The organism is Caballeronia sp. DA-9 (genome assembly GCF_051615025.1).
Taxonomy (GTDB): domain Bacteria; phylum Pseudomonadota; class Gammaproteobacteria; order Burkholderiales; family Burkholderiaceae; genus Caballeronia; species Caballeronia sordidicola.
Genome location: NZ_CP195131.1, coordinates 1,076,527 through 1,097,150 on the forward strand (window position 1 = coordinate 1,076,527; position 20,624 = coordinate 1,097,150).

A 20,624-nucleotide genomic window follows, 5' to 3' on the forward strand; every position below is an offset into this window, starting at 1 on the left:
TAGGGCATGCACACGTCAATTGCCGGCGCGCTGCGTCATCGGGCCAACAAGGTTAATACAGGCGATGTTTGTAAAGTGCGAACCGGCCACGCAAGTTGCAAAGACGAGCAAGATCGCGATTCTCGCGGAAATGAGAGAGCGGCCAAGGCGAGCGCAATGAAGTCGCTCAAAGTCGCGAACTGGCCTGATGACCGGTCCAGCGGATCTAGCAGGTCTGGCGCGATGCAAGACCGGAGAATCGTCGTCCCGCGAATCGAAGCGCCAGGAACACGCTGAATTGAACCCGGCCGTTAAACCACGAAAGATCCTGGGTCCGAATCGGGATTTTTGAGATTGTCCCATATAATCACATGCCGCAAAACATCCGTGAATAGCGATTAGGAGAAACACTTGAGCAAGCGCGCTGGTTTAAGCGAAGTTTTAGTCAAAGACGAAGCAAAAATACTTACAACGTGGATCGCCGAGCAACTTTCGGGTGGTGCGCGGCAGGACCTGCTGTCCGAGGCCGACGTCAAGGAAGCTTCGCGCGCATTTTTGTCGATATTCGCGAACGCGGTTAAAAATGACTACGACGAGGAAATGACCGGGGCTGAGTGGAACGACGTGCGGAGTCACCTGGCGAAATTATCGCGCGAGCGCGTCGTGCAGGGTTTCTCTCCGGAAGAAACTGCAACCTTCGTTTTTTCGCTGAAGAAGCCGTTGTTCGAGGGTCTTCGCCAATCCGGAGCGGACGCGGACAGTCTCAACTCGGAATTCTGGAAACTGACGCAAGTGCTGGACAAGCTTGGCCTGGTCACCGTGTCCGAGTACCAGAAAAGCCGCCAGCAAATCATAGAACGGCAGCAGCAGGAACTGCTCGACCTCACCACACCGGTCGTCAAGCTGTGGGATTCAATCGTCGCGCTTCCGCTTATTGGCACGCTCGACAGCGAACGCACTCAGGTCGTCATGGAGAGCCTGCTTGATTCAATAGTGGAAAACGAAGCCGCGATCGCGATCATCGACATCACTGGCGTGCCGACCGTCGACACACTGGTCGCGCAGCATTTGCTCAAGACCGTCGCGGCCGCTCGCCTGATGGGCGCCGAGTGCATCATCAGCGGCATCCGCCCGCAAATTGCACAAACGATCGTACATCTGGGCGTGGATCTGGGGGACGTCGTGACCAAAGCCACGCTAGCTGAAGCGCTGAAGATCGCGCTGCGCCGGGTCGGCTTGACAGTAAGCAAGCTCGGCAGCGCCAGAACGGGCGAATAGGTATGGAGCAAATTCCGGTTCTGAAGCTTGGCGATTTTCTGCTTGTATCGATCCAGGTCGAACTCCATGACGAGCTGGTATTGAATCTACAGGACGACCTGACTTCGCGCATAGAGCAGACGCGCGCGCGGGGCGTACTGATCGATATCTCGGCGCTCGAGATTGTCGACTCGTTCATTGGCCGGACGCTCGGACACATCGCCGCCATGGCGCGCGTGCTCGACGCGGCCACGGTACTGGTGGGCATGCGGCCGGCCGTGGCGATCACGCTGGTCGAGCTCGGGATGTCGCTGAAAGGGATCCGCACGGCGCTCGATGTCGACAAGGGCATGGCGCTCCTGCGCCAGTCGCTCGATGACGCGGCGGATCAAACGGGAGAACCCTCATAGTTGCGCTGAGCCCCGCCGTTCTGGAAATTCGCACGTCCGATCAAGTCAACGGCGCGCGCAAATTCATCCAGGAACTCGCGACGAAGATGGCATTCGGCACGCTGGAGCGGACCAAGTTCGTGACGGCGGCGAGCGAGCTCGCGCGAAACACGCTGGTCCACGGCAAGGGGGGCACGGTCACGATCATCGAGGTCGAGCACAATGGACGCACCGGCATCAAGCTCGTATTCACGGATCAAGGTCCGGGGATTGCTGATATTGACCGGGCGCTGGAGGACGGTTACAGCACGGCTAAAAGCATGGGATTGGGACTGGGCGGCGCGCGGCGCCTTGTCAACGATTTCGAAATTACGTCGACCGTCAACGGCGGGACAACAGTGAGCATTACTCAATGGAAGCGGCGCTGAGTCTCACCGATCAAAGCGGCGTATCCGAGGCGCGCCGCGCGGCGATCAAGCTCGCTCAGAACCTTGGGTTTGCAGAGCGCTATCAGGCCGACGCCGCGCTGGTTGTCACCGAAGCGGCGACCAACATCATCAAGTACGCGGATCGCGGCGAAATTCTGCTGCGACGCTATGCAGACGGCGAGACGCTTGGCATTGAACTGCTCGCGCTCGACCGCGGGCCGGGCATCGCGAACCTCGATACAGCCCGGCGCGACGGATTTTCGACCGGCGGCAGTCTCGGTGCGGGACTTGGCACCATGTCGCGGCAATCGCACCTGTTCGATGTTTATTCGGTTGCCGGCGCCGGCACCGCAGTGCTTGCCCGAATACAGAACGGACGCTCTGCGACAGCCGGCGCCTCGCGCTATTCGATCGGCGCCCGATCCACACCCAAGGCGGGCCAGGAAGTCTGCGGCGACGCATGGGCCGTCGAGGAACAGGAAGGCCAGTTGCGCGCCGTCGTGCTCGATGGCCTTGGACATGGACCGCTTGCTTCGGACGCATCCCAGCGGGCCGTCGAAATCTTTCGCCAGTCCGGCAAGGCCGATTCTCCCGGCAGCATTCTTCGCAGCGCACACCAGGGCCTGAAGGCGACTCGCGGCGCAGTGATGGCGGTTGCGCAAATCGATACCGCCGCCGGCGTGGTCAAGTTCGCGGGCGTTGGCAATATTGTCGGCATTGTCGCGTCGGGCGAATCGAGCCAGCACCTGCTGTCGACCGACGGCACCGTTGGCTACAACATGCGTCTGGTGCGCGAGGCCGCGGTGACCTGGACCGCTCGCAGCGCGATGATCCTCACTACCGACGGCCTTTCGACGCGCTGGAATCTCACCCGGCATCCCGGTTTGATTCAACATCATCCGAGCCTGATTGCCGCCGTGCTGCATCGCGACTTCGCGCGTGATCTGGACGATGCCACCGTCGTCGTCATCAAGGCGGCTTGACCCATGCTTCATCGAATCCTTTCCACGCCGATCAGCAGCAATCTCAGCCTTGTCGCGATCCGCGACCGGTCGCGTCAGGTAGGCGAACTGTTCGGTCTCGACAATCTGCAACGCACGCGTTTCATCACCGCCATTTCGGAGATTGCGCGCAATGCGGTCCAGTTCGCCGGAGGCGGCACGCTGACCTTTCTTGTTGGCGACGCCAGCGAGGCGATCAACATGCAATGCGTGGTCGCGCAGATCACGGATAAAGGTCCGGGCATTGCAAATCTCGATGAACTCCTGGCTGATGCGGCTTACCGCGGAAAGTCATCGGGCATCGGCATTCCTGGCAGCCGGCGCATGGCCGATGGCTTCTTCATCACGTCAGGGCCGGGTCAGGGCACGACGGTATCGCTGGAAATGCTGCTTCCCCGCGATACTGCGCGCCTGACGACCACGCAGTTGAACGGACTGGTCGAGCAACTGATGCGCAGGAAAGCGCAGACGCCCGTTGAGGAACTGGAACGGCAAAACCGCGACATGCTGCTCGCGCTTGAGGAACTGCGGCGCAACAAGGCTGAACTCGAGGACGCGGACGCGCGCAAGAACGAATTTCTCGCCATGCTTGCGCACGAACTGCGCAATCCCCTGTCCGCGATTTCCTTGTCGCTCGAAGTGGCGCAGCGTTCCACGGAAGCCGTCAGCGACATGCATGCTCGCACCTTCGCCGTGATCGGCCGCCAGACGCAGCATCTTTCGCACATGGTCAACGACCTGCTCGACGTGGCGCGGCTGACTCGCGGCAAGGTAGAACTGAAGACCGAGATCGTGCGGATCAGTACGCTGATCGACGGCGCGGTGGAGATGACTTCGGCAGAAGTGGCCCGATACGGACACCGGGTGACGGTGGAGTATCCGCTTGAGCCGGTGATGGTGCGTGTCGACGTTGGACGGCTGAAGCAGGTGCTCAGCAATATCATTCACAACGCGGCGCGCTATACCCTGGAAGCCGGTGAAATCCGGATCCGCGCGGGTTTCGACGAAAGCACCGTGCGCGTCGAGGTGATCGATTGCGGCATGGGCATCGACGCCGACATGCTGCCTCGGGTATTCGATCTCTTCGCGCAGGCGTCGATGGGCCTTGCCCGTCAGGAGGCGGGACTCGGCATTGGATTGACGGTGGTCCAGCGTCTCGTGCGCGATCATGGCGGCACGGTCAGCGTGCACAGTGCCGGGACCGGGCGAGGCAGTACGTTCGTGGTCGAACTGCCGCGCGCGCACGACCTGGCGCCGGACGAAACGGCGAGCATCACGGCGGGTTACGGCGGCCACGCCCAGAGAGTTCTGCTCGTTGACGACAACGAAGACTCGGTGTGCGCGCTGGAAACCCTGTTGTCCATGAACGGTCACGAGTGCCGCGTGGCGCTTGACGGAAAATCGGCGTTGTCGCCGGAAACATCGTTCGTGCCGACCGTGGCGATTGTCGATATCGGCTTGCCTGACATGTCCGGTTTCGATGTTGCGGTGAGCTTGCGCGACAGGTTCAACGCGTCGCCGCTGACATTGATCGCCCTGAGTGGATACGCCACGGCGGAGTTTCACAAGGAGGCAATAGAAGCCGGTTTTGACTTTTATTTCGCCAAGCCGGTGCCGGTCGACAAGATATTCGAACTGATGGAAACGCTCCCTCCCGCACAGATCACTTCTTCGTAAGCGATTGCGGCATTTTCGGCGAACCGCCGTTCCAATCAAAAAGTCTCAGTGTGCGTTGGCGACGCGTTGGCGACATATCGTGGCCCCGGTCACACAACGATCACGCAAGCGCCGTACTTTGCGAAGTTCGCAAAGGAGACGGCCATGGCGAACAAGCTCGCAAAAATCGACCACATTGTGTATCTGATGCTGGAAAACCGGTCCTTCGATCAGATGCTCGGTTTCCTCTACAGCGACACGGGAAATCGCTCCCCGCTGGGCCACGCGTTCGACGGCCTCACGGGCAACGAGTCGAACCCCGACGACACGGGCCGCGAAATCGCGGTCTATGGCATCAAGGCGAGCGATCCGAATCCGTACCTGATGCCGGGCGCCGATCCCGGCGAAGGCTTCTACAATACGAACTACCAGCTATTCTCGACCGACGATCCTGCTTCAGACGCCGTGCCGGACAATCGCGGTTTCGTGCTCAACTTCAAGTCGGCGATCGCGTCCGATCTCGCGAAGCACTATAAGGATTCGTTGCCCGGCACCACGCCGTCGCAGATCATGGGCATGTACACGCCTGAGTTGCTGCCGGTGCTGTCCGGGCTCGCGCGCGGTTACGCGGTCTGCGATGCTTGGTTCGCCTCCGCGCCCACGATGACTATGCCAAACCGCGCGTTCGCGCTTGCAGGCACCTCGCAGGGCCATCTCGACGATCACGTCAAGATCTTCACGTGCCCCAGCATTTTCGGTCGCATGTCGGACCTCGGTGACGCAAAGGCCGACTGGGCGATCTTCGGCTACAACCGCGACCCGCTCACGCGCCATGATTTTCCCGACGTGCAGCACGCCGACGAATCCCACTTCGGTCACTTCCGCGATTTCCAGGCGCTTGCTGCGAGCGGAAAGCTGCCCGCGTTCACGTTCCTCGAGCCGAGCTGGGATGCAACCGGCAACAGCCAGCATCCGAACTACGACGTGGCCGCCGGCGAACAGCTTATTCACGATACCTATTACGCGTTGAGAAACGGCCGCGCCTGGCGCTCGACGCTGCTCGTCATCACCTACGATGAACATGGCGGCAACTACGATCACGTCGCGCCGCCGTCGAACGCAACACCGCCCGGAGACGGCACGGTCGGCGAATACGGCTTCGACTTCACGCGCTTCGGCCTGCGCGTGCCGGCCGTGCTCGTCTCGCCGCTGATCGAGGCCGGCACCGTGTTCCGCGCGCCAAAGGGCAAAACCATCGATCACACGTCGGTGCTGGCGACCATTCACGAACGCTGGGGCACGAAACCGCTGACGAAACGCGACGCGGCCGCACCGTCGCTCGGCGACGTGCTCACGCTCGCCAAGCTGCGCGACGACGATCCGCTTGCGAACGTGACGGTGCCGGTATCGAGCCCGCATCACCAGAATGCGTCGACGCCGTCGCGGCTCGACCGTCTGCAGGCCGCCCGTGTCGCCGCGCTGCCGGTTCGCAACGAGAAAGGCCACTATGACGTCGAGCCGGACCCGCTGCCGGCTTCTAGCGCCGATCTTACGAACTTCATCCGCGACCGCTCGGCCGCATGGAGCCAGCACATCCAGCGCCAGCGCAGCCGGCGCGGCGGCAAGCACTAGGCGAGAGCACGGGAGGCGCCGTGGCGTGACGCCCTGCTCTTTTTACGCGCCGAATGTCAGCGCATGCGTGAGATCGCCCATTGGCGTCTGGCCGCGCGCGCGCATCGCGTCATCGCGCAGTTTCAGGCCGTCGAGCGTCTCAAGCGCGAACACACGCGTGACGAGGCGCAGTATCGAGCCCGTGTCGTAGACCGTGTGGTCCACATAACCCTTCTTCGCGAACGGCGAGACGACCAGTGCCGGCACCCGCGTGCCCGGTCCCCACCGATCGCCCTTCGGCGGCGCGACGTGATCCCACCAGCCGCCGTTTTCGTCGACAGTCACGATCACGACCATGTTCTTCCACTGCGGACTCGCGCGCAGCGCCTTCACCGCATGCACGATGTGGCGGTCGCCCGAGGCGACATCGGCATAACCCGCATGCATGTTCAGGTTGCCCTGCGGCTTGTAGAAGGTGACAGCGGGCAGACGCCCGGCGCGTGCATCGGCGAGAAAGCGGTTCGTGCTCTCGTCGTCGCCCAGGCCGCCGTCGCGCAGACGTTTCGCGCGGGCCTCCGTGCCCGGCGCGAGATTGCGGAAATAGTTGAACGGCTGATGGTGATACTGGAAGTTCGGTATCACCGGCGTGCCGTTCGTGAGATTCGCGCCGTGACGATCGAGCGTCTCCTGGAACGCGCCCGCATACCACGCCCATTGCACGCCGCGCCTGTCGAGCTTGTCGCCAATGTGATCGTGGGTTTGCGGCGGCACCGCCATCGCGTTCGCATCGAGCCGGAGATCCACCACACCATCCGGACCCGGCGTAAGCGGCGTCGGTGCGTATGGCGGCAACATGGTGTTGACGGCGTAGCTCAGCGTCGTGCCGTCGCCGAGTGTCTCGGGCGGCGTGAGTGCGCTCGGCCCGAACTTCGGAGTGCCGTTCATCGCGCTTGCCGGCGTAGCCGTCAGCGGTTTCAGGTTGGGGTCGTCCGGGCGGCCGCTGACTGTCTCCGCAATCTGGAACTTCGCGATGCTCTCGCGCGGGTTTGCATAGCGCGGCGGCGTGGCGGCGGCGAGATACTGGTGATTCAGAAACGACCCGCCGAACGCGCCCTGGAAGAAGTTGTCGCACAACACATATTCGCTTGCGAGGTCCCACATGCGCAGGTCGTAGCTCGCGTTCGCGTAGTGGCCCATTGTGAAGCCGGCGGAATCGGCCCAGGCGACAAACATGTCGTTGCGGCCGCCATTGATCTGCATCTGGTTCTGATAGAACACATGCCACAGGTCGTGCGTGACGAGCGAAAGCGGCAGGTTTTCGCCGGCAGGTCCCTTGAGCGCGAACGGCGCATTGGGCAGATTCGCCTGATACTGCTGCCCGGCGCGGTAGCTGACGCCATCGGCAATCTGGTCCTTGAGCAGCCATCCGCCCGGCACAGGCGGCAGAGACGGCAACACGGTCTCGCCATCACGGTCGCGCTGCAGGTAGTCGGCGGGCTTGAGCGAGGAAAGCGGCTTTTCGACGCCGGGAAAATCCCCGAACAGGTTGTTGAAGCTGCGGTTTTCTGAATAGATCACGACAATGGTCTTCACGTTCTCGCGCAGCGCGGCGTTGAGTTCGGCGCCAGCGAGGCTGCGCGCGACGCGGCCCTCGCCTGCACCATCGGGCGCGGCGCAGCCGGCGAGTCCGCCACCCACGGCGAGCGCTGCAACCCCGCCGAGAAACGTGCGGCGGCCGGGATTGGGCGCGAGCGGCGTTTTCTCTGTCTCGGCCGCTTGGCGGGATTCAACAGACGGGGCGTCCTTTTTTGTCATGCCGTTTCCTTTTTGTCGTGATCGGGATGAAGGCGAGGCGGATACCGGTGCGCACGAACCAGCCGGCACGGTGGCCATCCGCCCCCAGGTGCATGCTCCGGATGGTAGCGCGCGGACGGCGCGAATTAAATGACGTATCGATGACAGATATCTGCTGCTCGCGCCCTTTACCACACCCGCGGACATGTGGAAGTCCCCACGCCAAAGGCCGGTCAGTTCAGGCAGGTGCGTAACCCGTGTGAACCGCCGGCCATCCGATCAGGAAAGGTGGACGCCTCTTTCCCCGCGTATTTATCAGCCGTTGAGCGTGCGGCCGCCATCCACGATGATTTCCGAGCCCACCGTCCACCTGGATTCGTCGGAGGCGAGGTACAGCACGGCCTTGGCGACTTCTTCCGGCGTGCCGAAGCGGCCGAACGGAATGGTCGCCGCGATGTCCTTGTTGACCTGCTCGCGGTAAGCGTCGGGAATGCCCAGCTTGTCGTACAGCGGCGTTTCGACCGGGCCGGGGCTGACCGCGTTGACGCGGATGCCACGTTCGAGCAGTTCGCCCGACAGCGTCTTCGACATGCTCAGGAACGCGGCCTTGGTCGCCGCATAGACCGACGAGCGCGCCGCGCCAACATGGGCGTTGATCGACGTGTTGAGCACCACCGATGCCGGCTTGGCGAACACTGGCAACAGCGCCTGGATCAGGAAGTAAGGCCCCTTGACGTTGATGTCGAAGGAGCGGTCGAACATCTCCTCGGTCCATTCTTCAATCGGCACCCACGCCGACACACCGGCGTTGAGAAAGGCGATGTCGAGTTGGCCATAGTGCGTCTTGATCGTTTCGGCGAGTTGGCGCTGTGCTGCGACGTCGGCCGAATCGGCTCGTACCGCGAGAACATCGGAACCCAGTTCCGTCCGCGCGCGGGCGATGCTGTCGGGGTTGTTGCCGGTGATAACGACACGCGCGCCTTCGGCGAGGAATTGTTTCGCGGTTTCCAGGCCAATGCCGGTAGTGCCGCCGGTGATGAGGGTACGTTTGCCTTGCAGACGGGACATGAGGACGCTCCTGATTGATGAATGTCACCAGCAGCGGGACCCGCTGCCGACCAGTGCGAAGCATGAACTTACCCATTTGTCTTGATAAGACCGGGAATTTGCATATGATTCATGCTTTGATTGCATGGATCATGGGAGCCTGCGCTTGGATCGTTTTCTGTTGATGACCTGCTTTGCGCGGGCGGTGGAGACCGGCAGCTTTTCCGCAGCCGCACGCGATCTGGGCCTGGGACAGCCCAACGTAAGCCGGCATGTGGCAGCGCTCGAGGAGCATCTTCAGAGCAGGCTGCTGCTGCGGACAACCCGCCGGCTCGCGCTGACGCCCGAAGGCGAGCGTTACTACGCGGAGGTCCGGCGAATACTCGACGCCGTCGCGGAATCGGAGTCGTCCCTGCGCGACGAAGCGGAGCCTACGGGGTGGTTGCGCGTTGCCTGTCCGACCTCGCTGGCTCACGCGTTCGTGATGCCACAGGTGCCGGCCTTCCTCGCCCGCTACCCTCGCCTGGCGCTCGATCTCCAGATCAGCGACCGATACGTGAACCTGGTCGACGAAGGCGCCGAACTGGCAATCCGCATCGGTCATCTCGAGGACAGCGCCCTCAAGGCACGCCGCGTCGGCCTGTTCGAGCGCGTATGCGTTGCAAGCGCTGCTTACGTGGCCCGTCACGGCGCGCCGCGCGAGCCGGACGACCTGCGCGCGCATGAGTGCATTGTCTACACGCTGCTGTCGTCGGGCGGTACGTGGCGTTTCCGCGATTCCGAAATACACGTGTCGGGGCGGCTTCGAATCAATTCGCCGCAGGCCATTCAGGAAGCGGTGATCAATGGCGTCGGCATTGCGTACGGGCCAAGATGGCTGTTCGAAGCAGGCCTGGAAAGCGGCGAACTGCAACTCCTGTTAAGCGGCTACGAAGCGCCGCCGGTGCCTATTCAGATCCTGTACGTCGCCAACCGTCTTTTGCCAAGACGCGCGATCGTGTTCATGGACTTCATTGCACAGGCGTTTTCCGACGTCCCCGCGCTCAATGCGAGCGTGAGGTGACGCATTTCCCGGTTGAGCATTGCAAAAATACCGGAAACGTATTCAAGCACATAAGCTCTGATCGGCAATGTCACTTTCGTCCTGCCGGATCGCAAACGAGTCGAGCTTTCAACAACGTATCGAGCCAGTCGGCGAACACCTGAACCCTGCGCGAAAGATGTTGCCGATGCGGATAGAGCAGATTCATCGGCATTGGCGCAGCCCGGTATTCCGGCATCACCTCGATCAGTTCGCCCGCACTCAGATGCTGCTGCACGTCATAGGCCGGAATCTGGATCAGGCCCAGCCCCGCAAGACAACATGCGATATATGCTTCCGCGCTGTTGACGGTCACGCGCCCTTGCGTTGCCAGCGTCCTGACGCTGTCGCCCTCGAGCCATTCCCATGGTGCAGCACGTCCGCTCGATGGTGAGGCATACTGAACAACCTGATGGGTTGCCATGTCGCCGGGCGTGCGAGGCGTACCGTGAAGCGACACATAAAGAGGGCTTGCGACATTGATCAGTGGCAGATCGCCAATGGGACGCGCGATCAAGCCGGAATCATGCGGCTTGCCCACGCGCAGCACGCAGTCCACGCCTTCTTCAACAAGGTCGATCGTGCGATCGGCAAGGCTGAGCGCAATATCGATTTTCGGATAGGACGCAAGGAATGCCGGTAACGCGGGAGCAATGATCAGCCGTCCTATGCGGCCAGGCACGTCGATGCGCACCGTGCCGCTCGGTCCCACGGATGTCGGCCGGAAAAGGTTCTCGGTCTCCTCGACATCGGCGATCAGGCGCAGGCAGCGTTCGTAGAGTGCCGCGCCGTCCTGTGTCGGCGATACCTTGCGAGTTGTCCGATGCAGCAGCCGCGCGCCAATCCGTCCTTCCAGTTCCTGGATCGCTGCGGAAACCGATGAGCGGGGCAAACCCAGCGTGTCCGCCGCGCGAGTGAAATTCGCGCATTCGACCACGCGGGCAAAGACGCGAAACAGGTCAATGCGATCCACATGTGCTCCTGGCTTCGCGAGCGCGCGGCTCGATTGCGTATGGATCAGGTACGCATGCGCTGCCGCCGTTGCTTATCGTCATGTCCGGATATGCGCGTTGCACTGTTCGGCTTTTCTGACCAGTGATGTCAGAAACAGTAGATTTCAATGATTTTTCTGGAATATATCATCCAGCCAGATGAGAAGCCGCATCGGGCGGCTTCGGCACTGGGGATGAACCATGGCAAACCACAGCATCAAGGGCAAGACCGTCGTCATCGCAGGCGGAGCGAAAAATCTCGGTGGCCTGATTGCACGGGACCTCGCCGCGCAGGGCGCGAAGGCGGTGGCAATCCACTACAACAGCGCCGGGTCGAAGGCCGCTGCGGAAGAGACACTTTCCGCGATCAAGTCGGCAGGCGCCACGGCGGTCGCTTTCCAGGCCGACCTGACTTCGGCCGGCGCGGTCGAGAAGCTGTTCTCGGATGTCGCCGCTGCCGTAGGCCGCCCCGATATCGCGATCAATACGGTAGGCAAGGTGCTCAAGAAGCCGTTAGTCGACATCTCCGAGGCCGAATACGATGAAATGACAGCGGTGAATTCCAAGTCTGCGTTCTTCTTTCTCAGAGAAGCGGGCAAGCACGTGAATGACAATGGCAAGATCGTCACGCTGGTCACGTCGCTGCTTGGCGCATTCACACCGTTTTATGCCGCTTATGCCGGCACCAAAGCGCCGGTCGAGCATTTCACGCGCGCGGCGGCAAAGGAATTTGGCGCGCGGGGCATCTCCGTGACGGCTGTCGGGCCAGGCCCCATGGACACGCCGTTCTTCTATCCTGCCGAGGGCGCGGACGCCGTAGCTTATCACAGGAGCGCCGCCGCACTCTCGCCCTTCTCTACAACGGGTTTGACCGACATTGAAGATGTGGTGCCCTTCATCCGTCATCTGGTGAGCGACGGGTGGTGGATCACGGGGCAAACCATCCTGATCAACGGCGGTTATACGACCAAGTAGCGAACGAATGAAACTCGCTTTCTTCTGAACAAGGAAAGGCATCGCTGCGCGGGTTGCCTTTGCTTATCGCCCGTATTGGACACCGGAAGCAGGAGGTGCGGTATTAACCATTACGCCGTGCGTCCGGTCCCTCGCGCCGGCTCGACAGTATCCAGACGCCCGCGGCAATCACCATTGCGAGCACACCCGCCACACACAATGCCGATGCAAAACCCCCGGCGAAACTTACCCGGGCCGCATGTTCAAGCGCCATTCTCGCTTCAGGCGGAAGATGAGCAGTCGCTTGCACGACATCCCCCGCGAGCACGCTCGAAAGGAAGTCGGCGCCGAGCCGCACGCCAGATCCACTTATGGCCGCGGCGCTCGAATCAAGGCCAACGCGCGTCCGCGCGGCAAGCACCGCTCCAAGCACTCCGACCGATGTGACAATCGCGGTGAACCGGGTCGTGGTGCTGATGCCGGAAGCCATGCCGGTCCGATTGGTCGGCACGCACGCCATGATCGCCTTCTGAGTGTCACCGTTGAGAATGCCCGCGCCTAAACCTGTCAGCAGCATTCCGATCGCGACAAGCAGGTAGCGCGCATCGCCTGCAACGAATGCGGTGGCCAGATTCCCCGCTCCGATCAGCAACAACCCGGTCGTCAATACCGAATGACTGCGGATTCGTGTGCCGAGCGCGGAACCTGCATGAGGTCCCACGATCATCGCAATCGCAAACGGCAGCATACCCAGACCTGCGGCGATCGAGGACAGACCAAATGCGTTTTGCAGGTAGAGCGGCAGAAAAGTCATCATGACTTGAGAGCAAGCCGCATAGCCGAACATGGCAAGCACAGCGGCGACGAACCGTGGTTGCCGAAAGAGCGCCAGGTCGATCATTGGGTGCTGCTTGAGCCGCTCGACCTGGACGAATCCAGCCAGCAACAACACGCAGCCGGCAAACCGCAGGACCGTGGGCAAACTTTCCCAGCCGTCGCCTGGCGCACCAATGAGCCCCCAGATCCCCAGCGAAAGCCCTGCGCCAAACAGCACGCTGCCCGGTACATCGACCGCACCGGCATTCGGGTTGAACGAATCGCGAATGCCGGTTTTGACACAGACAGCCAGGACCGCACACACAGGTAAGTTCAAAAGAAAAATCCAGCGCCAACCGATCCACTGCGTAATCGCGCCGCCTATAAGTGGCGCCGCAGTCGTTGCAAGTCCCATGCATGTGCCCCAGACCGCCCAGGCTCTGGCACGCTCCTGCCCTTCATGAAACGTATGCGCGATGACTGCCAGCGCCGATGTCAGGAACATCGCCGCCCCGAACCCTTTCGCTGCACGCGCGACATTGAGAATGAACATCGACGGCGCCAGTCCGCATCCGAGCGATGCGAGCGAGAACACGGCCAGACCGAGCATCAACGTTTTCTTCCGTCCAATGCGGTCGGCCAAGCCACCCGCCGCCAGCAGACAAGACGCAAACGCCACCATGTAGGCGCTCACCACCCATTCGACATCGGCAAACGTAGCGTGAAACGACCTTGCTATGGCTGGCAAGGACACGGCGACCACGTTGGCGTCCAGCACGGTAAGCGAACACGCGGCCGATGCAGTAACCAGAACGAATCGTCGCCCGCGCGCCGTCAACGGTGGGAGATCGGCTAACCCTGCCTTTGGCGCCGCGCCCGGCTGACTATTCAAGTGATCTGCTGCCGCTGGACGAACCTCGGAAAGACTCGTTACTGAATCGGTATTGCGCGTGATGGACATGGGATCGAAACCAGGACTGAAGAATGACGCCGATGATAGGCGCAGCGTCGTTTCCAGTCATTAATATAGAATCGCAGAATAATTAACGAAAATGTACATTCCATGCGGCTACCAGAACTTCGGCATATCCGCTGCTTCGTGTGCGTGGCGAAACATCTTCATTTCTCGCGGGCGGCCGAGGAACTCGGCATTGCACCGCCCTCGCTGACCAAGCAGATCCAGGAGGCAGAGCGGTTGCTCGGCGTGCGGCTATTTCATAGGACCAAGCGCTCGGTCACGCTGACAGATGCGGGCGAGGCCTATCTTGTCGACGTGCTTGCAGCGCTCGAACATCTGACACGCGGGGCCGAGCGCGCCTCTTTCGCCGAACGCGGCGAACTTGGACGCATCGCTGTAGGTTATGTGGCGTCGGCCGCCTATGCGGGAGTGCTGCAACAGACAATCAGAGCGTTTCGCGCCGGGCATCCCGGCATAGAGTTCGATCTCGTGGAGGTTGCAATGGATCGTGTCGCGTCCATGCTCGTCGACGAACAGATCGATGTGGCCTACGTTCGTCCTCCTATCCAATATCTGGAAGGAATCCAGGCAGTAACGGTGTATCGCGACATCTTCACACTGGCGCTGCCCACAGACTCCCCACTCTGCGCATTTGATGCCATAGCGCCCGCGCAGTTGCGCGGCGAGCATTTTGTCGTGCCTGAGCAGGATTTCGGCACGTTGGAAATTGGCCGGCGAGGACGATTCACGCCCTTGCTGGGACCCCGCCCCGGCACCTTGGCGGCAGTCCTGGCTCAAGTAGCGCTGGGTGGGAACGTAGCCGTCGTCCCTCATACGCTCGCGTCCTGCGTGGCCTTGCCGGGTATCACCTACCGGCCCATTTCAGGTAAAGCGATCCCCTCCGAAGTGGCGGCCGCATTTCGCCGCCATGAGCGAGCCCCGGCGATCAAGGCTTTTCTCCAACATGTTCGTCGAAGTTCTCCTGATTGACTTGTCATCATCGACGGACGATTTTTAAACTGACCGACCCGAGCCGCTTAACAGGTAATGGCGACGCCAGAGCAGGTTCCGTCCAGGGAAGTGGACTGTGCGCTCCCGACATCCGGTACGCTGGGTCCAACGCCAGTGCTTCTTTCCTCCGCGCCTCATGGCCAGCGCTATTCCACGCGAGGCGGCGTTTCAAATGAATGAAATGGCACGGGGCTCGGCAATGTCCACTCGAGGCCCTCGGCGCCGTCCCACGGTTTCGTTTCCGCCCGCACAAGACCCGTCCCGCGATACGCGGGTAAAGCGATCCAGAAAAGAAAGTAGACCTGCAGGAGACCAAAACCAAACGCGCCGATCGTCGCGATCTGGTTGAAGTCCGTGAATTGCGCGGGGTAGTCGGCATAGCGCCGCGGCATGCCGGCAAGCCCCAGGAAATGCATGGGAAAGAACGTGACGTTGAAGAAGATCATCGATCCCCAGAAGTGAATCTTTCCGCGCAATTCGTTGTACATATAGCCGGTCCATTTCGGCACCCAGTAATACCAGCCTGCGAAGATGCTGAAAAGCGAACCGGCCACCATCACGTAGTGAAAGTGCGCAATGATGTAGTACGTGCCATGCAACGCGACGTTCAACGGCGCCATGGCGAGCGTCACACCGGTCAATCCACCCACGACGAACACGAAGATGAACCCCATCGCAAAGAGCATGGGTGTCTCGAAGGTAAGCGAACCGCGCCACATCGTCGCAATCCAGTTGAATACCTTCACGCCTGTCGGCACGGCGATGGTCATGGTTGCGTACATGAAGAACAACTGCGCGGTCACGGGCATGCCGGTCACGAACATGTGGTGTGCCCAGACCATGAACGAGAGAATGCCAATGGACGAGGTTGCGTACACCATCGAGGCATAGCCGAACAGTGGCTTGCGGGAGAATGCCGGGATCACCTGAGAGACCATCCCGAAGCCGGGCAGGATCATCACATAGACTTCCGGATGTCCGAAGAACCAGAAAATGTGCTGGTACAGGACCGGATCGCCGCCTCCCGCCGCATTGAAAAACGACGTGCCGAAGTGCCGGTCGAAAAGCAGCATGGTTACCGCGCCGGCCAGCACGGGCATGATTGCGATGAGCAGGAACGCAGTAATGAGCCACGTCCACGCGAACATCGGCATCTTCATCAAGGTCATGCCGGGCGCACGCATGTTGAGGATCGTCACAATGATGTTGATCGCGCCCATGATCGAGGAAGCGCCCGCCAGATGAATCGCGAAGATCGACAGGTCCATGCCTGGTCCCATCTGCGTGGACAGTGGCGCATACATGGTCCATCCTGCGGCAGGCGCGCCGCCGGGAACCCAGAACGAGCCGACCAACAGGATGCTGGATACGGGAAGCAGCCAGAAACTCAGGTTGTTCATCCGGGCGAAGGCCATGTCGGATGCCCCGATCTGCAGCGGAATCATCCAGTTGGCGAGGCCGACGAAAGCCGGCATGACCGCTCCGAAGATCATGATGAGCCCATGCTCGGTCGACAGTTGGTTGAAGAACTCCGGCCGCATGATCTGCAGTCCCGGCTCGAACAACTCAGCCCGGATCATCAGGGCCATCACGCCGCCGATCATCAGGTTCGTGATGGCAAACAAGAGATAAAGCGTGCCGATGTCCTTGTGATTGGTCGCCAGCAACCAGCGACGCCATCCGACGGGGATATCGTGTGATCCGTGGTGTTCGACAACGGTGTCCGAGATTACATCACTCATTTTTATTCATGATCCAGAGGTGGCGAGACAAAGGGAACGCACTTCAATCAGATGCGGCCCTCGACCAATCGTGTTGATTCATTCGTTGTGGTTTATTCGCATTCATTCGACTGCTCGCGCTGGCGGCCCAGCACCGCCGCACAGGAAACGAGCGCGCCGTTGCGTGAGAGATCGCAAGCGAGTTCCGGGGAAATGGCAAGCGGCAAGCGCAACGTCGCATCCGTCCATCCGATCCGGTGCGCAAGCCACTTTGCAGGAACAGGATTCGTGTCGGCCGCGAGGAATGCATAGAGCGGCTGCAAGCTGTCATTGATCCGGCCGGCGTCTTCCGTGTCGCCTCGCCGGAGTGCATCGCACATGGCGCGAACTGCGGAGGGCGCGACATTCGCCGCCACGGAAATGACGCCGGCGCCGCCCGCGGCCATCAAGGCGAAGGCCGTCGAATCGTCGCCGCTGAAAATCTGGAACCCCGCGCTGACAGCATGCAGCAGCCGCTCCGCGCGATGCAGGTCCCCTGTGGCATCCTTCAGGCCGATGATGTTCGGATGGCTGCTCAACGCCACGATCAGATCTTCGGGAAGCGTTACGCCAGTGCAGTGCGGTACGTCATGAAGAATAACCGGCGTGCCGGCTGCTTCGGCCACTGTCGTGAAATGGCGCTGCAAGCCCAATGGATTAGGCCGGTTGTAGTACGGCGTCACGCAGAGAATGGCGTCGGCCTGTTCCGTCGCGGCTGCTCTCGCCAACTCGCACGCGGCATGCGTGGAGGGCGACCCCAGGCCGGCGATCACGGGAATCCGGCCCTCGGCGCAGAGGACGGCCGCGCGATACAGGCGCACATGCTCCTTGAACGTAAGTGCCGGTCCTTCCCCTGTCGTCGATGCAACCACGATCGCGCTCGTTCCAGCATCCACATGCAGGTCGATGAGCCGTTCCAGTGCGGGGAAATCGATCTTCTCATCGGGCGTCATTGGCGTAAGCAACGCCACAATCGACCCTTGCAACAACCCGGGCGACAACAATGATCCGGTCATGGCAAATGCTCCGCCCGCGTCATCTGATTCGATGCCTCCACGCGGTCCCACCGGATACAGTGCGCGAGACGCCGGATGCCCTCCCCGATCTGCTCGACCGATGCGCTGGCAAACGACAATCGCAAACGCGTACGGCTCGGACTCCCGGCATAAAACGCCGCGCCGGGTACGTAGGCCACGCCGTGTTCGTCGATCGCGTTGCGCAGCATGGCTGACGTATCCACGTATGGAAGATCCGCCCAATAGAACATGCCGCCTTCCGGATGCATCGCGTTGAATGGCGTGCCGCTCAGTTCTGCCTTGATCGCACGCTGCATGGCGCGCGCCTGATTTTCATAGAAGCGCCGCATGCGGCCGAGCGACGGTTCGAGCGACCCCGCATTCAGATAATGGAACGCGACAAGCTGCGCCAGGGTCGACGCGTGCGTATCGCCCAGTTGCTTGGCGACGATCAGGTGACGCAGGAGTTCAACGGGCGCCGACATCCATGCAAGCCGGAGTCCGGGCGCGAGTATTTTCGAAAAGCTCGCCAGATGGACCACCCATTGGCGTTCCTCATCGTTGGCCAATGCGAATAGCGAAGGCGGAGGCGGATCCTGAAAATAGAGCTCGCCATACGCATCGTCTTCGACAATGAAAAAGCGGTGGGTCCTCGCAAGCGCCAAAACCTGTTTGCGACGCCGCAAAGACATCACATGGCCTGTCGGATTGGCAAAATTCGGAATCAGGTACAGCAGCTTCGGCCTATGCTGCACGACCATTGCTTCGAGTTGCTCCACCCTCACGCCTTCGTGATCCGTTGGCGCGGCCAGCACGTCGGCACCTTGAAACTGGAATGCCTGCAGTGCGCCGAGATAAGTGGGAGACTCAACCGCTACGTGGTCGCCTGGATCCACCAGTACGCGCGTGATCAGGTCGATCGCCTGTTGCGATCCCGTGGTCACAAGAACATCCGGCGCGCCGAGCTTCATGCCCTTCGCCTTCGCACGCTGGGCAATCAATTCCCTGAGCGGCTCATGACCTTCGCTATTGCCATATTGAAACGATGTCGCAAGCGACGAGATAAGCGCACGCTCCGTGGCTCCGCGCAGCCCGTTAAGATCAAGCGCGGCGGAGCTTGGGAAACCACCGGCAAGCGAGATGACATCAGGTCTCGCCAACAGCGAAAACAACTCGCGAATAGCCGACGGTTGCACGCGACGGGTCGCGCTCGCATACGGTGAAGTTTCGATATTCAATTCGAGCTGGCTTCCAGTAACCACACGCAAATGTTCGGGAGGGCGGAGAATCGGCCATCGTGTCACGCGATGCCGCTTTCCTTCTGATACGAAGCATAAGAAAATGGCAGGCATCGCCATAGCAGCAGATGACGATTTTTTAACGAAGCAGTTGGGACGTGCAGCAATAAGCGCGGGGACATTGAAAGCCGATGAACAGATACGAAATACTGGCCAACGCAATGGCTGCCGAAATCCGCTCGGGCAGCATCGCGGTCGGCTCGCGCATGCCCTCGCTGCGCCAGATCATCGCGCAACACGGCGTGAGTCAATCCACGGTATTTCGGGCGTATTACCTGCTTGAGGAATGGGGCCTGGTGCGCGCGCAGGAGCGCTCCGGCTATTACGTCGCTCCGGGAGCCGCCGTCACCGCGGCACGAACACCGCGGACGGCCACCCTCGCCGAATCAAGCAAGGTCGATATCAGTGACCTGGTGTTTTCCGTGCTGAATGCAGCGAAGACACCGGGTATCGTGCCACTGGGTTCGGCCTTTCCCTCCCCGCTGCTCTTCCCGCTGCCCCGGCTTGCGAAGTCGCTCGCACAGGCTTCGCGGCTGATCAGCCCGTGGAGCACGGTGGTCGATCTGCCGCCGGGCAATGATCACCTGCGTCGCCAGATCGCCATGCGTTATATGGGCCTGGGCATATCGCAGCCTATCGAAGAGATCGTAGTCACCAACGGCGCACTGGAGGCATTGAACCTGTGCCTGATGGCGGTCACCCGGCCAGGCGACGTGGTCGCCGTCGAATCCCCGGGTTTCTATGCCGCACTGCAGGCTATTGAACGGCTGGACTTGCGGGCCGTTGAGATCCCGGTTGATCCCATAACGGGTCTCGATCTCGCCGCCCTCGCCGACGCCTTGAAGAAGCATCCGATTCGCGCCTGCTGGTTCATGACGAATTTTCAGAACCCGACAGGCGTGACTCTTTCACTTGAGAAGAAAAAAACACTCGTGGAATTGCTCGCAAAGCATGAGGTGCCGCTGATCGAGGACGATGTCTATGGCGAGCTTCACTTTCAGCCCGAGTATCCATTGCCGGCCCTGGCGTTCGACAAGCGTGGGCTCGTCATGCACTGCAGTTCGTTTTCGAAGACGCTTGCGCCGGGCTATCGAATCGGGTGGGTATCGGCGGGACGGTTCACGGACAAAGTGCAGCGGCTCAAGTTGATGACGACTCTCTCGGCCAGCATTCCGGTGCAGGCCGGTATTGCCGATTATCTTCAGCATGGCGGCTACGACAAGCATCTTCGAAGATTACGCGGCGCACTGAACCAGCAGCTTGGCGAAATGGATAGCGCTATCCGGCGCTGGCTGCCTGCCGGGGTACGCCGCACGCATCCGAGCGGCGGGTATTTTCTCTGGCTTGAGTTTCCCGAGGCTATCGACGCGATGGAACTGCACCGCCTGGCGATCGAGCAAGGTGTCAGCCTCGCTCCAGGTCCGATCTTTTCGGCCACGCACTCGTTCGAGCACTATGTGCGGCTCAACTTTGGTCACCCGTGGAGCTCCAGAATTGATGATGCGATCCGGGTGCTGGGCGAGCTGCTCACGCGGCCTTCGGTCCGCGTCAAGTAACGGACATCTGTCTAGATGAT

17 protein-coding genes are annotated in these 20,624 nt (G+C 61.1%); 10 read left to right on the top strand and 7 right to left on the bottom strand.

The window, feature by feature from the left end:
- Nucleotides 1–390 precede the first annotated feature (390 nt).
- The 6 genes from ACRWA7_RS04775 to ACRWA7_RS04800 all read left to right on the top strand — a co-directional run bounded on the left by ACRWA7_RS04775 (nt 391) and on the right by ACRWA7_RS04800 (nt 6,342).
- Complete coding sequence (locus tag ACRWA7_RS04775; protein ID WP_060819602.1) at nt 391–1,257, top strand: STAS domain-containing protein; 867 nt, start codon at nt 391–393, stop codon at nt 1,255–1,257.
- 2 nt (nt 1,258–1,259) lie between these two features.
- Nucleotides 1,260–1,646 (top strand): STAS domain-containing protein, encoded by a 387-nt coding sequence (locus ACRWA7_RS04780; RefSeq protein ID WP_060819601.1) that lies wholly within the window; start codon nt 1,260–1,262, stop codon nt 1,644–1,646.
- Between the two features lie 86 nt (nt 1,647–1,732).
- Entirely contained in the window at nt 1,733–2,053 is a 321-nt protein-coding gene (locus ACRWA7_RS04785; RefSeq protein ID WP_244164057.1) for an ATP-binding protein, read from the top strand.
- Nucleotides 2,038–3,036, top strand: coding sequence for an ATP-binding SpoIIE family protein phosphatase (locus tag ACRWA7_RS04790; protein ID WP_438390287.1), 999 nt, complete (start codon nt 2,038–2,040; stop codon nt 3,034–3,036). Before ACRWA7_RS04785 ends, ACRWA7_RS04790 begins: the two co-directional genes overlap by 16 nt.
- A 3-nt stretch (nt 3,037–3,039) precedes the next feature.
- The gene (locus ACRWA7_RS04795) at nt 3,040–4,731 is read left to right on the top strand and encodes an ATP-binding response regulator (protein ID WP_438390288.1); all 1,692 of its coding nucleotides are present in this window, start codon (nt 3,040–3,042) and stop codon (nt 4,729–4,731) included.
- 144 nt (nt 4,732–4,875) lie between these two features.
- Nucleotides 4,876–6,342, top strand: a complete 1,467-nt coding sequence (locus tag ACRWA7_RS04800) for an alkaline phosphatase family protein (RefSeq protein WP_438390289.1) — start codon at nt 4,876–4,878, stop codon at nt 6,340–6,342.
- 42 nt (nt 6,343–6,384) lie between these two features.
- Here ACRWA7_RS04800 and acpA read toward each other — a convergent pair whose 3' ends face one another.
- Together acpA and ACRWA7_RS04810 are read right to left on the bottom strand one after the other, a co-directional pair.
- On the bottom strand, nt 6,385–8,136 hold the full coding sequence (acpA, locus tag ACRWA7_RS04805; protein ID WP_438390290.1) for an acid phosphatase: 1,752 nt from the start codon (nt 8,134–8,136) through the stop codon (nt 6,385–6,387).
- A 294-nt stretch (nt 8,137–8,430) separates the two neighbouring features.
- Nucleotides 8,431–9,183 carry an SDR family oxidoreductase gene (locus tag ACRWA7_RS04810; RefSeq protein WP_438390291.1) on the bottom strand — a complete coding sequence of 251 codons (753 nt, stop codon included), beginning with the start codon at nt 9,181–9,183 and terminating at the stop codon, nt 8,431–8,433.
- 145 nt (nt 9,184–9,328) lie between these two features.
- Between ACRWA7_RS04810 and ACRWA7_RS04815 the strand changes: the two genes are divergently transcribed.
- Nucleotides 9,329–10,225, top strand: a complete 897-nt coding sequence (locus tag ACRWA7_RS04815; RefSeq protein WP_438390292.1) for a LysR family transcriptional regulator — start codon at nt 9,329–9,331, stop codon at nt 10,223–10,225.
- A gap of 70 nt (nt 10,226–10,295) precedes the next feature.
- On the opposite strand, the gene ACRWA7_RS04820 is transcribed toward ACRWA7_RS04815, so the two are convergent.
- Entirely contained in the window at nt 10,296–11,216 is a 921-nt protein-coding gene (locus tag ACRWA7_RS04820; protein ID WP_438390294.1) for a LysR family transcriptional regulator, read from the bottom strand.
- A 220-nt stretch (nt 11,217–11,436) separates the two neighbouring features.
- On the opposite strand from ACRWA7_RS04820, the gene ACRWA7_RS04825 reads away from it, so the two are divergent.
- Nucleotides 11,437–12,210, top strand: coding sequence for an SDR family oxidoreductase (locus ACRWA7_RS04825; protein ID WP_438390295.1), 774 nt, complete (start codon nt 11,437–11,439; stop codon nt 12,208–12,210).
- A gap of 103 nt (nt 12,211–12,313) precedes the next feature.
- Here the strand turns inward: ACRWA7_RS04825 and ACRWA7_RS04830 are convergent, their stop codons facing one another.
- Complete coding sequence (locus ACRWA7_RS04830) at nt 12,314–13,966, bottom strand: MFS transporter (protein ID WP_438390296.1); 1,653 nt, start codon at nt 13,964–13,966, stop codon at nt 12,314–12,316.
- Nucleotides 13,967–14,068: 102 nt separating this feature from the next.
- Between ACRWA7_RS04830 and ACRWA7_RS04835 the strand changes: the two genes are divergently transcribed.
- Entirely contained in the window at nt 14,069–14,953 is an 885-nt protein-coding gene (locus ACRWA7_RS04835) for a LysR family transcriptional regulator (protein ID WP_438390297.1), read from the top strand.
- Nucleotides 14,954–15,120: 167 nt separating this feature from the next.
- On the opposite strand, the gene ctaD is transcribed toward ACRWA7_RS04835, so the two are convergent.
- The 3 genes from ctaD to ACRWA7_RS04850 all read right to left on the bottom strand — a co-directional run bounded on the left by ctaD (nt 15,121) and on the right by ACRWA7_RS04850 (nt 18,988).
- A complete protein-coding gene (gene ctaD, locus ACRWA7_RS04840) occupies nt 15,121–16,716 on the bottom strand; it encodes a cytochrome c oxidase subunit I (protein ID WP_060819586.1) in 1,596 nt (531 codons plus the stop codon).
- Between the two features lie 92 nt (nt 16,717–16,808).
- Entirely contained in the window at nt 16,809–17,750 is a 942-nt protein-coding gene (gene dapA / locus ACRWA7_RS04845; RefSeq protein ID WP_438390298.1) for a 4-hydroxy-tetrahydrodipicolinate synthase, read from the bottom strand.
- Nucleotides 17,747–18,988 (bottom strand): PLP-dependent aminotransferase family protein, encoded by a 1,242-nt coding sequence (locus ACRWA7_RS04850; RefSeq protein ID WP_438390299.1) that lies wholly within the window; start codon nt 18,986–18,988, stop codon nt 17,747–17,749. Before ACRWA7_RS04850 ends, dapA begins: the two co-directional genes overlap by 4 nt.
- Nucleotides 18,989–19,179: 191 nt before the next feature.
- Here ACRWA7_RS04850 and ACRWA7_RS04855 point away from each other — a divergent pair, with 191 nt between their 5' ends.
- Nucleotides 19,180–20,604, top strand: a complete 1,425-nt coding sequence (locus ACRWA7_RS04855) for a PLP-dependent aminotransferase family protein (protein ID WP_438390300.1) — start codon at nt 19,180–19,182, stop codon at nt 20,602–20,604.
- Nucleotides 20,605–20,624: the final 20 nt, after the last annotated feature.